The 12,951-nt window shown below is 43.2% G+C and carries 9 protein-coding genes; 4 read left to right on the top strand and 5 right to left on the bottom strand.

What is annotated here, in order from left to right; all coding sequences use genetic code 11:
• Nucleotides 1-165 precede the first annotated feature (165 nt).
• On the top strand, nucleotides 166-423 hold the full coding sequence (gene grxC / locus PCC7418_RS08575) for a glutaredoxin 3 (RefSeq protein ID WP_015225774.1): 258 nt from the start codon (nucleotides 166-168) through the stop codon (nucleotides 421-423).
• On the opposite strand, the gene PCC7418_RS08580 is transcribed toward grxC, so the two are convergent.
• Entirely contained in the window at nucleotides 403-3,675 is a 3,273-nt protein-coding gene (locus PCC7418_RS08580; protein ID WP_015225775.1) for an ATP-binding protein, read from the bottom strand. The genes grxC and PCC7418_RS08580 overlap by 21 nt on opposite strands.
• Nucleotides 3,672-7,859, bottom strand: coding sequence for a PAS domain S-box protein (locus tag PCC7418_RS19355; protein WP_015225776.1), 4,188 nt, complete (start codon nucleotides 7,857-7,859; stop codon nucleotides 3,672-3,674). Before PCC7418_RS19355 ends, PCC7418_RS08580 begins: the two co-directional genes overlap by 4 nt.
• Nucleotides 7,860-7,964: 105 nt before the next feature.
• Between PCC7418_RS19355 and gshB the strand changes: the two genes are divergently transcribed.
• Entirely contained in the window at nucleotides 7,965-8,921 is a 957-nt protein-coding gene (gene gshB / locus PCC7418_RS08590) for a glutathione synthase (protein WP_015225777.1), read from the top strand.
• 77 nt (nucleotides 8,922-8,998) lie between these two features.
• Nucleotides 8,999-9,466, top strand: a complete 468-nt coding sequence (locus PCC7418_RS08595; protein WP_015225778.1) for a DUF4870 domain-containing protein — start codon at nucleotides 8,999-9,001, stop codon at nucleotides 9,464-9,466.
• Here the strand turns inward: PCC7418_RS08595 and cobW are convergent.
• Together cobW and PCC7418_RS08605 are read right to left on the bottom strand one after the other, a co-directional pair.
• Nucleotides 9,463-10,518, bottom strand: coding sequence for a cobalamin biosynthesis protein CobW (gene cobW, locus PCC7418_RS08600; RefSeq protein WP_015225779.1), 1,056 nt, complete (start codon nucleotides 10,516-10,518; stop codon nucleotides 9,463-9,465). The two genes, PCC7418_RS08595 and cobW, sit on opposite strands and share 4 nt — an antisense overlap.
• A gap of 99 nt (nucleotides 10,519-10,617) precedes the next feature.
• Entirely contained in the window at nucleotides 10,618-11,136 is a 519-nt protein-coding gene (locus PCC7418_RS08605) for a DUF2808 domain-containing protein (protein WP_216086691.1), read from the bottom strand.
• 190 nt (nucleotides 11,137-11,326) lie between these two features.
• On the opposite strand from PCC7418_RS08605, the gene PCC7418_RS08610 reads away from it, so the two are divergent.
• Nucleotides 11,327-11,698, top strand: a complete 372-nt coding sequence (locus PCC7418_RS08610) for a DUF1823 family protein (protein ID WP_041596215.1) — start codon at nucleotides 11,327-11,329, stop codon at nucleotides 11,696-11,698.
• On the opposite strand, the gene PCC7418_RS08615 is transcribed toward PCC7418_RS08610, so the two are convergent.
• A complete protein-coding gene (locus tag PCC7418_RS08615) occupies nucleotides 11,690-12,925 on the bottom strand; it encodes a glycosyltransferase family 1 protein (protein ID WP_015225782.1) in 1,236 nt (411 codons plus the stop codon). The two genes, PCC7418_RS08610 and PCC7418_RS08615, sit on opposite strands and share 9 nt — an antisense overlap.
• Nucleotides 12,926-12,951 lie beyond the last annotated feature (26 nt).

Consider the following 12,951-nt stretch of genomic DNA (forward strand, 5'->3'; position numbering starts at 1 on the left):
TCGTTCTTTGTTATTTGTTGGTTGTTAATCAATGAACCATGAACCATGAACCATGAACATCCACCGACTCGCATTACGTACCTCAACCAACTAGGAAACGCTATATACGTCGATACAAGTTAAAATCGAAAGCGATACAAAGTTCTATGATTTACAAATTGGTCTATGTCAGCAAACGTTGAGATTTATACTTGGAGTTCCTGTCCGTTTTGTCTGCGAGCTAAGGCTCTGCTGACCCAAAAAAATATCCCTTTTACGGAATACACGATTGATGGGGATGATGCAGCCCGTGAACAAATGGCAGAACGCGCTAATGGAAAACGGACTATGCCTCAAATTTTTATTAATGATAACTCGATTGGCGGTTGTGATGAGCTTTATGCCCTTGAACAAGAAGGCAAGTTAGATGCGATGATTGCGTGATCTTCTACCCCACTCCATGACTTCCTGAATCGCTTGTGCCAAGGCTTTGAGTTTAATCGGCTGACTGAGATACTTGATCCCTTCTGTTCCCAAGTCGGAGTGATAATCGGATAGGGGTTCAGGCGCGATCGCGATCAAAGGAGTCATCTCTAAGTGACCTTGATTGCGAATCGTTTGGATTAATTTTAAGGGGGGTGGAGTGGATTGTTGCCACGTCACCAGCACGAGATGGGGAGAGTGAGAGGTAGCCAAGGCTATGGCTTGCTCTTCCGTTTGTGCTAACAGCAGACGATAGCCTTTCGCTTCGAGATAATCATTGATGGTCATCAATTCTGCTTCATCCTGTTCAAGGACTAAAATCAGAGAAGTCTTTTCTCGGGCTGCATTTGAAGAGAGAGATTGACTAAGGGCGTTCTGAGGAAGCATCACACAAGGGAGATCCAGATAAAAACAAGTTCCGATTCCTTCTTGACTGGTCACTCTGACTTTCCCCCCATGGAGTTCAATAATGCGCTTGACCAGAGAAAGTCCAATTCCTGTTCCTTGATATTTTCGGTTGAGGGCGCTATCAATTTGGACAAAGGGTTGAAAGATTTTTGGTAAGTTTGTTTCTGCAATCCCAATTCCTGTATCACGAACAGCAAAGGTGAGCCAATTTTCTCCTTGAGGAACAGGAAATAACACTTCAAGAGTAATTTTTCCACCTTGAGGGGTAAATTTAACGGCGTTACTGAGTAAGTTGATTAGCACTTGGCGCAGGAGGCGTTCTTCTACCCAGATCTTGAGAAGAGGAAAGGGAAACTGGGTTTGGAGTTGTAACTGCTTTTGATCCGCTTGCGGTTGTATCAGCGCGATCGCGCTTTGACAAAGTTCTAGAACCGAAGTATCACTATAGTGCAACTCTTGTTTTCCCGATTCAATTTTGGAGAGATCGAGAATGTCATTCACGATTTCCAGCAAATGAGAACCACTGCGCTGAATCACTTGTAAGGTTTTATGTTGTCGCGGGTTCATCGCACCCAAGGTTTCTTTTTCTAGAGCTTCCGTCATCCCTAAAATGGCATTAAGAGGAGTGCGGAGTTCATGATTCATCGTGGCGAGAAATTCATCTTTGAGGCGATTGGCTTGCACCAATTCCGCGTTCACTTTCTCTAACTCCATTTGGGCGTTTTTCAATTCTGTAATGTCGAAATTCACCCCAATCATGGCTTGAGAATTCCCCTGAGCATCTCGACGGATCAAGCCATAAGATTTAATAAAACGGATGCTGTGATCAGGGAGAACAATGGAAAATTCAGTATCGAGAGAGGTTTGTTCGGAAATGGCTTCTTGGCATAATTGTTTAACGCGATCGCGCTGTTGGGGATGAATGCGAGAGAACCAAATCTCAGGAATTGTCTTCGGATCAATAGAGGGCGCAACCGCATAAATTTCATACATCCGCTCATCCCAAATCACTTGGTCTGCGGTGAGATCCCATTCCCAAGAACCAATTCGACCCGCAGCTAAAGATAACTCCAGACGTTCTGACAACTCCAAAAGCTGACGTTCCGACAATTTGCGTTCTGTAATATCTTGAAAAGCAACGAGGGCGTATTCAATCTCTCCTTCTGGATTATAAATTGGCGTTCCCCAAGTTTCGATCGGGACAACGCGATCGCGCAAATGAATTTCCACATCATGATTACTTGCTGACTCTCCCTTCAAGGCGCGAACAACAGCTAATTGTTCATAGGGATAGAGTTGATCGGTTTCTGCAATATAAAGTTGATAGACTTCTGGAATATCAGCAATCCTGTCAACAGGAACTGTTCCTTTTCCCAAAAACGCCACCGCCCGTTGATTGGTATAACAAGGTTGACCCTTAGCATCAATAATCCCAATCCCCACAGGAATCGCTTCTAAAAATTGTTCTAGCCGTTGATGACTGGCTTTTAACTGATTGAGTGTTGCGTTGAGATGATCATAGCTTTGTTGAATTTCTGTTCCCATGCGATTATAAGAACGAGCAAGGGAGTTCAATTCTCTAATCCTGCAAGTTTCAGCAATGGATTGCTGCCAATTCCCTCCTGCAATCACTTCACTCCCCTCCGTTAACCGCCGTAAAGCTCTGGTAATGCGATGAGCAACGATCAGCGTTAAAGTGGTTACAGTCAATATAATCGCTCCTCCAATCACTAAAGTGCGATTACGATTGGCTTGTAACGTTCCAATAAACTCAGACTGAGGGACGACGCTGACCACGAGCCAATCAAAGCTGTAAGGATTTTCAAAGGGAATCACCTGCAAATAATGATGAATGTTATCAATTTCAACCGATAACGTTTGTAGAGATTGAATATTGGTTAACGAACCCAACTGAGCTTTCAATTGTTGGGTACTCTTGTTAAGAATCGGGTCAGTTTTGTCTGTTCCAGAAATCCGTTCCAGTTCTGTTTTCGGTTGAGAACGAAGCAAGGGTGGCTCAGGCGTATAAGATAGGGGATCTGTAGTGGAATTAGCAATTAATAAGCCATCCCGTTGGATGATAAAAACTTGTCCTTGTTCTCCAATGGCTCGTTCCGCAAGAAACTGATTTAATCGTTCTAAACTAAAGCCCACTGCAAATACCCCTTGTAAGTTTCCAGCCGTTCCATACAAAGGAGTATAGGTATTGATCCCCAGAAGATTATGATGAACCGTCATCGGAAACGGTGTACTCCAGCCATTTTTCCCTGTTTCTACCGCTTGACGATACCAATCCTTCTCACGAATATCAAAATTGTGGATGGTTCGTAACTGCTTTCCTAATGTCCCATCCTCCTGAATGGCATGAATTTCAACTGTCTGAGGATGATTGTGATCAGATCGTCCTGCTTCAAGTTGGGTTTCACTGATGCGATGAGTGACCAACATTTCCCCATTAGGACGAACAAACGTCATCATAGTAATTGTGGGAAAATTTTGCTGTTGGTGAACAAAGTAACGATGAATGGGGTCTAACTCATCAAGACTGTTGTCATGGGATTGATCGAGAGGGAGATCCGTTTGATTGATCTGGTAGATAAATCTTAAATAGTAATTCGTATCTTGGATAACGTGCTTGCTATTTTCTTTTAAGAGTTGATTGGCAAGATCTTCAACGGTTTTTTCGCCACTGCGATAAGATAAATAGCCCACTAATCCCATCGCCCCCACCGTTTGCAGCAGACAAAGACTTAATAATAGCCAGCGCAGAGAGATTTGAGGGCGGAGGAATGGAAATTTTTTCATGGCAGTTTAAAACTCCCTAGCTGCTGCTCGATCAGTTTTACCAATTCTCGGAGACGGACGGGTTTACTGAGATACCCATCTGCTCCTGCTTCTAAGCAGCGATCGCGATCGCCTTCCATGGCAAAAGCAGTAAGGGCAATAATGGGGACATTCGGAATTTCAGAAGCGGATCGAATCTGTTGAATGGCTTCTAAACCATCGAGATCGGGCATTTGAATATCCATCACAACGACATCAGGGGCGTTAGTATTTGCAAGTTGAATCGCTTCCTCGCCATTACTCGCCACAAGGAGACGGTAGCCTTTTGCTTCTAAGTAACTGGTCAGCGTCATGACATTTGCCTCATTATCCTCAGCCAGTAAAATTAAAGGCATTTCCTCAGTTAAAGAAGAAGATGTTTCCCCATTCACCTCTGATTGCATAGATAAGGATTCAGGAGGCGCGATCGCGCAGGCTAAAGGCAAATCAAAATAAAAACAACTTCCCACTCCCACTTCACTCCTGACCCCCACATCTCCCCCATGAAGTTCGACAATACGTTTCACTAAAGATAGTCCTAAGCCAGTTCCTTCGTAACGACGGTTGAGGCTGCTATCAATTTGAATAAAGGGTTGAAAAAGACGCTGAAAGTTTTCCGCTGCAATGCCAATTCCCGTATCACAAACGGTAAAGCGAATATAGTCTTCAGCGCTTGGTTTTTCTGGCTCACTGGTTGCACTATAATTGACTTCTAAAGTAATTTGTCCTCCCTCGGGAGTAAATTTCACGGCATTGGTCAATAAATTAATCAAAACTTGGCGTATTCTCCGTTCATCCACAAATAAGCTCGGTAACTGCGTAGGGAGTTGGGCGCTAAACTGAATTCGTTTTTTATAGGCTTGTTGCTGAATAAAAACGAATGCGGATTGACAAAGGTTAGAAATTTCTGTTTCTGCACAGCGCAACTCCATCTGTCCCGATTCAATTTTAGACAGATCAAGAATATCGTTAATCAGTTCTAATAAATGAGACCCACTGGTTTGAATGGTTTTGAGGGCTTTAGCTTGTTTCTCATTAATTTGCCCATAAACCTTTTCTTGTAAACCTTCTGTCATCCCTAGAATGGCATTAAGAGGAGTCCGCAGTTCATGACTCATATTGGCAAGAAACTCATCTTTTAGTTGTGTGGCGCGAATTAATGCTTCGTTGGTTCGTTGCAATTGTTCTTCTGCTTCTTTGCGAGCCGTAATATCCTGATATGTTCCTAAAACTCCGATGATTTCACCATTACCGTCATAAAGCGGAACTTTACTGGTTTCCACCCAGATTTGCTGACCATTGGCTTGTCGTTGTGTTTCCAGATACCCCAATTTGGGCGTTCCAGAGATAATTACTTCTTGATCATCTGCGAGATAAGCATCTGTTTGTGCTTCTGTCCAAGGTAAATCATAATCGGTTTTGCCAATAATTTCTTCTGGGCTAGAAACCCCAGCAGCAATCGCAAAATTTTCATTACATCCCAAATAAACCGACTCTGTATTTTTCCAAAACAGGTACAAGGGAAACACTGTTAACACACTTTTCAAGAACTCCTGAGATTCTCGAATTGCTTGTTCAGTTTGCTTCTGCTCAGTAATATCGGCAAAATAACCAATAATTTCAACAGGATTTCCCGCTTCGTCTCGGACTAATCTGCACTCATCTCGCATCCAAATGTAATAGCCCTGACTATGGAGAAACCGATATTCCTGTTTATAGTCATCCACTTCCCATAACTGAGAGACCCCTGCTAACACTTCATCCTGATCCTCAGGATGAATGTGATTCGCCCAAAAATTCTCTATCTCGGTAAAGTCTTGCGGTTGATAGCCTAAGATATTGACCACATTTTCGCTCATAAAGGTTGCATCATAATTGCCATGGGGCTGACAACTATAGATCATCGCTGGATTGGAGTTCAGCAGATATTGAAGACGTTCTTGCAACAGACGAATTTCTTGTTCTGTTCGTTTGCGTTGAGTTATATCGCGAAAAATGGCACGAGTCGCGATCGGTTGTTCTCCTTCCCAGCGACAATTAATCCCCCCCTCTAAAATAATTTCTTGTCCCGCTTTACTCAAGAAAATCACTTCAATTTGCTCAACCTGGGTTAAGCGACCGTTTCTCATTTCCGTTAAGACTTCCCGACAATGATCATGACAGTCTGGATGCAGCACATCAAACAGGGTTAGCCTTGCGACTTCTTCTAGGGAATAGCCCAGAACTTTACGCCAAGAGCGATTCACATATTCAAACTTGCCAGTTGTTAAACAAACGCTTTGAATTAAATCATGAGCATTATCAAAGAAATCTTGGAGTTCTGCTTCTCGCTTTCTTAAGGTCGCCGTCCGTTCTTCAACTTTTGCTTCTAGTTGTTCGTTCAATTCTTGTAAGCGGTTGTTTGCCCATTGGCGTTCTAATTCCGCTTCTTTACGATCGCTGATATCTGTAATTGTCCCAATATAACCATGTACTTGCTGATTACGATCGCGCTCGATCGCGCTTTGTCCATAAACCCATTTCACACTACCATCAGGGCGCAGAAAACGATATTCCATTTGAAAGGAGCGATTTTCGGTAATTGCCTCACGCCATTCGGTGATCACTTGTGCGCGATCGTCAGGATGTAGAGCTTGTTGCCATCCTTTTCCTTTCATTTGTTCAGAAGAAAGTCCCAGAATTTTGCAAGCCACTTGATTGGTATAAATACAGTTGCCAACAGTATCACAACGAAAAATCCCAACAGGAGAGGCTTTCACTAAACTGGCATAGCGTCGTTTGCTTGCTTGCAATAAGTTAACGGTTTGTTGGCGTTCCACTTCTAACCGTTTCGCTTCGGTGAGATCTCGACCTTCGGGAATGAGCAGAATCACCGCTCCCTGATCATCTTGAATCGGACGAAGAGAGAAGTCAATGGGAATCATGGTTTGATTCGCCCCCAAAACTTCCACTTCATAACGGATAAATTCTCCTTGAGCAGCCCGAGTAATGGCGTTTCGCAATTCCACCTGAGCGGAGTCAGAAATTTGCCACCAGGGGGTTTCCCAAAAGGGTCGTCCGACTGCATCTTCTCGTTTAATTCCTGCTGCATTGAGGGCGGTTTGATTGGCTTCTAACAACACTCCATCGGGGGAGAGTAAGCCAATAAACTGAAACGTATTTTCAAAGATACCCCGAAACCGATTGTTGCTAAATTCAAGAGCAATTTTCGTTTGTTTTTGCTGTTGTCGTTGTATTTGTAATTGGCTTTGACAGGAAGAAACTTCCTGATCCAGTTGCTGATTTAGTGTTTCTGCTAAGCGATAGAGGGCTTGGGGATGAAGGGTTTCTATTAACTCTCTAGCACTCACTAATCCTAATTCTTCTCCTCTTTTTCCTGTGACTACCACTTGAGCGATCTGGTATTCAAGCATGATCTCAGCAACTTTCAACAAGGAATCTTGAGGTTGAACGGTCACTGGAGGAGAAGTCAGAAGGTCTTGCGCTAAGTGTTGTTGAGGATTGAAACCTAACCCTTGCTGTTGAAGGAGATCTTTTGCTGTAATTAATCCCTGTGGGATTGCATCTCTATTGACAATCACTATTACTTCTGGGTCAGTGGTGATCATCTGTTCCGTAATTTGATCAAGGGTCGTTTCTGCTGTGGCGATGGGGATGTCTGATTTCATGACCCTTTCTACTGTCCATTTTTCCCAAAACGCAACAGGTTTTGTAACTTTGATTAGGCTTTCTGGAGTGACTAACCCAACAAACTGATTCTGTTCATCTAAAATGGGCAAATGGTGCAAGTTAGGCTGCTGAAAAAGATTAATGATACTCAATAGATCCGTCACCTGAGAGTGCTGTAAAGTCATTACGGGTGCACTGCTCACCTCTGCTATCTGTCGCCTCTGTAATTCCTCTTCTTGATGACTTATTCTTAATAACTCCTTGTCAGTCACCAAACCAACTCTCCTTCCTTCAGCAAGAGTAACCAGACAACTTGACCCAAGTTCTAACTGTCGGTTATCCTGTTCATGCTTTGCTATTCTGGCATAAGGAGATTGACCCGTTAGCTTGATGATTGCTTCCTCGATTGGCGTTTCAGGCGAAATCACTAAAAAATCACGGATGATCGCTGATTGGAGGGCTTGTGGGGAAACAATGGGGGTGCGATTAATCATCATCTTTAATTGTAAATTTTCTTATTTTTTAGTTGATTAACATCATTAAAAAGAAGTTGGTTAATAAGCTAATTATAATCTTTGGAATTATTCAACTCAGTCAAAAAAATGAAACTTGCTTTTATTATTGATCCAATTGCGAAACTTGACCCCACTCATGACACAACGGTTGCTTTGATGGAAGCTGCACAAGCGCAAGGGGATGAAGTTTGGGTCACTTCGGCATCTTACTTAAGTATTGTACAGTCTCAGGCGTGGGCAAGGCTGCAACGAGTCTCTCTTACTCCTGTTACTCTCAAAGATTACCATTGGGTTGCTGAAAAAGACTGGTATCAGTTGGGAGAATGGGAGTTACAACCGTTATCTCGCATGGATGCAGTATTTATGCGAACTGATCCGCCTGTCACGATTCCCTATCTTTATGCAACGCAAATTCTAGATTTATTAACGCCCACTGCTACGGTTGTGATTAATTCACCGCAAGGGTTACAAAAAGCCAATGAAAAACTCTATGCGATGCGGTTTCCTTATGTCATTCCTGAAACCATTGTCAGTCAGGATAAAAAAGTGATTCGAGAGTTTGTGGAACGGAAAGAAGGGGCGGTTTTAAAACCTTTGGCGGGGAAAGCTGGGGAAGGAATTTTATTTTTAGAAAAGCGCGATCGTAATCTCAATTCTTTAATTGAAATTAGTACGGAAAATGGGAGAAAACCTGTGATGATTCAATCCTTTCTTCCAGAAGCAAAAGATGGGGATAAACGGATTATTTTATTAGAAGGAGAGCCGATTGGGGCGGTAAATCGGATTCCGACAGGGGGTGAATTTCGTGGTAATATGGCAGTTGGGGGACGAGTGGAAGCTGCAGAGATTACGATGCGGGATTGGGAAATTTGCAGCGCGATCGCGCCCACATTGTTAGAAGATGGTTTACTGTTTGTGGGCATTGATATTATTGGCGGTTACTTAACAGAAATTAATGTCACTAGCCCCACAGGTGTGCGGGAAATTGATCGCCTTAATAACGTTTCTCTAGGGAAACAAGTCATGGATTGGTTGCATAATTAAAGATATATTTCGGACTAGCGAGGGAAATTCTTAATTTTTGTTCTTGGTTCATTGGTCACTCTCCACTGGTAACTGAAATGACACAGATTACGCAAGAAGAAACTCGTTGGGCGATGATTTGTCACTTAGCGGGGTTAGTGTGGATTCCTCTTTATTGGTTGGAGTTTCCGTTACCACTGGTCAATATTGTTGTGCCAGGAGTGGTTTGGCTGGTAAAGCGAGAAGAATCGGAATATGTGGATTTGCAAGGACGGGAAGCCCTAAATTTTCAAATTGCCTTAGTTGGGTATAGTATTATCCTGTTTATGCTGGGCGTGATGGGCTTTTTTATTTATCTTGCCGTATTTGGGGCGGATCTAGATAGTTCGGTGGGCGCGATCGCGCTGGTGATGAAAGGGATTAGTTGGGCAGCGCGTGCTGTTGCCATGATAGCAACCTTGTGGAGTTTAGCGGTTGTTCCCAATGCTGCAATCCGAGCCAAAAAGGGACAGATTTATTTCTATCCCTTGACGATGCGAGTTTTTACAGCCAAACGCGATGATTAGTGCAGAGAGGGAACCGCTTTCATTAGGCTGGCTTTAATTTGATTTTGATCTAAATTCCGCCCAATGACCACCAGACGGGTTTGACGGGGTTCATTGCTTTCCCAAGCGCGATCGTAGAAGGAGTCTAAATGTTTACCCACCCCTTGTACCACCAAACGCATTGGCTTATTCGGAACATTCACAAACCCTTTCACCCGATAGATTTCTGCTTCATTAAATAGAGTCTGCAAACAGTCCATTAAGAGTTTGGGTTCAAAGGCTTCATCTAAAATTAACTGTACCGAATTAATATCATCATCATGTTCATGTTCTTCTTCGTGGTCATGATGACTGTGACGACTGTCTAAGTTCTCTTCCACCGCAGCATTAAAGCCCAATAAAATATCGGAATGAACCTCTCCGTTATAACACGGCACAATATTCACCCCTTCAGGTAACGCTTGTTTTAACCAAGTTTCCACTTTTTGACGAGTTTCAGCATCCACTTGATCCGCTTTTGTCAGTAACACCAGATCCGCACAAGCCAGTTGATCTTCAAATAACTCTTCAATCGGCGTTTCATGTTCTAAATTCGGATCAGCTTGACGCTGGGCTTCTAACGCCTCTAAATCTCCCACTAACGCACCACTAGCAAGGGCTTCACAATCAACAACCGTCACCACCCCATCAACCGTTGCACCATTGCGAATTTGGGGCCAACGGAAGGCTTGCACAAGGGGTTTTGGTAAGGCTAACCCCGAGGTTTCCACCAGAATACAGTCAAGATCATCCCGACGTTTTAATAATTCTTGCATCGTCGGGAAAAACTCTTCTTGTACAGTGCAACATAAACAGCCATTGGTGAGTTCAACAATATTGTTACTGGTGTCTTCCTCATCATCACAAATTTGGCAACTGCGTAATAAATCGCCATCAATTCCTACTTCACCAAATTCATTGACTAAAACGGCAATTTTTCGCCCTTGATTATTTTGCAGTAAATGTCGGACTAGCGTTGTTTTGCCAGCACCGAGAAAGCCTGTAACCACGGTAACAGGGATTTTTGCAGCCATAAAATTAACTCCTTATGGTTTGTTTTTTGTCCTTTGTCCTTCGTCCTTTGTCTTTCACCTCAACTGATGACAAATGACGAATGACGAATGACTGATGATTTAAAGAAAATCTCTAAAATCGGAATTATTGCGACGGTCATAAAACTGTAATCGTCTGACTCCTAAATACAATTCATCAACAGTTTCTCCAGCGGGGAAGGCAGTGATCCCAAACAAATAAGTCCCATCGTAGATCGGGTTTTTTCTGGGTTTCAGTCCAATGGTAAATGTGGTTCCTGGTGTCACTGGAGTTTGAAATTGAACTGTAATTTGGCGGTTATCTTCACTTTGGGAAACATCCGCGAGAAGAAGCGGTTCTTGTTTCTCCTTTGATGTTCCCACAAATGCAATGGTTCGATCTAAGAGTAAGGGAATATCATCCACGCCACCGCGTTGATCAATCACCAGTTTCTCCAAGGGTTCACCTGCCTGTGAAGGAAGGGTAAACGTGAAATAGTAAGTTGCCCCACGAACACCAGCTTCATTAAATGTGGTTCTTGCGTTTTCCAATCGGGGCGGGGAATTAAAAAACACCGTTCCGTTTAACCGTTGTCCAGCCAAACTTGCTGGGCTCAGCATAATTATTGTACCAAAGACAAACAAAGTGGAGGTTATTGAAGGAACACGCATGATCTTAAATCTGCTAACTCCTAATAGGATATCCTTAGATAGCAGACGTGGCAAATACAATTCCCATGACCAATGACTGCAACAGGCGGGATTCAATCCCTGCCGTGCAAGCGAATTCGTCATTCTATGTTATAAAATGATGCTAGAGTTACCACCTTTGAATCAAGAAACCATTTGGGCAATTTTAGAAGAAAAACTATCTGATGCGACAGTAAATCAACTGGTTTGGCACTATTTAGGCTATCGTTATGATCCTGAGCGTGAAATATGGGATAGTGCATTGGTCTCTCCAGAGTGGCGAGAAACTTATCCAGACCCCCCTGATTTTATTGAAAGTCGCCCTGCAACAGTGAAATTAACCCGCTCGATCCCGAAAGCCAATAAACAACTCCTCAAGGAAAAATTAGGGTTTAAAGGCTATAAAATTGGGGAATTTGGTCCCCGACAAACCCGACGCGCAACAATGGCGAATTGGCTGCTGAGCTATATGCAGGAACAGAATTTACTTTAAAATCGAGACATATAAATCACTGAGTCTCGAAGCAACGCCTTCCCAGCTAAATTCATTTTCCATGCGTTGTCTTGCCTTGTCACCCAATTGATTACGCCATTGCGGATCGCTTAAAATCCGATCAATGGCTTTGGTGAAGGCTTGGTCATCTTTGGGAGGAACGAGTAACCCCGTTTCTTCGGAAACAACGGTAAAGTTTAATCCTCCCACTGCACTTCCGACAACAGGGGTTCCACTTGCCATTGCTTCAATGGGAACTAAACCAAAGGGTTCGTAATGGCTGGGAACAACACAAACATCAGCAGCAGCAAAATACACAGGGAGATTTTCATCAGAAATGCGCCCAGGGAATTCTGTAATCTCAGTGAGTCCTAATTCCTCGACAATTTTTGTGATGCGGTCTTTTTCATCCCCATCACTTTGACCTTTAGTATAAGCGCCCGCAATAATTAAACGTAGAGATGCTTTTCCGTGCAATTGAGATTGACTGACGGCTCGCACAAGAGTTTCAATTCCTTTACGAGGATCAAAGCGTCCGATATAATAAATGATCTTTTCATCAGGAGAAAAGCCTAATTTTTCTCGCGCTTGTTCATAACTAATTGAACCAAAACGATGGATATCCGTTCCACAGGGGATAATTTCAATATTTCCCTGAGTAGAAACCAGGGAGCGTAAATAGTCTCTTTCTTGAGGACTGGTGGCAACAATACAATCGGCTGTTTCTAAGGTTGCTTTTTCAATTTCTAAGCGTCGAGTTGCGGTTTGGGGCGGTTCTTTCACTGATTGATATTTAACTGCCCCTAAAGAATGATAAGTATGAGTCATGGGAAGAGATAATCTTCTTCGTAACTCTAGCCCCACCCATGCGGAAAGCCAGTAGTTGGTGTGGATCAGCGCATATTCTCTTCCTTCTTGACGGGCAAATTTAAGGAATTCTTCCACAAACTGATCGCAATGTTCAAAGATTTCTTGGCGAGGAATAAAGGTTTCGGGACCTGCTGTCAGACGAATAGTTCGACAATGATCTTGATGTGGGACGATGCGGGGATTATCAGCATCAGACTGACGAGTAAACATATCCACGTCCCATCCTAATTGGGCAAGGGTTTCTCCGACTTGACGGACATAAACATTTTGTCCCCCTGCTTCTTCTCCGCCAATATCAACAGCAGGATCGCCATGTACGGAAATTAAAGCAATCTGTTTACGATGAGTGGTATTCATGTTCCCTCCTAGTGCTGGATGCTTTT

It is taken from the genome of Halothece sp. PCC 7418 (genome assembly GCF_000317635.1).
Lineage (GTDB): Bacteria > Cyanobacteriota > Cyanobacteriia > Cyanobacteriales > Rubidibacteraceae > Halothece.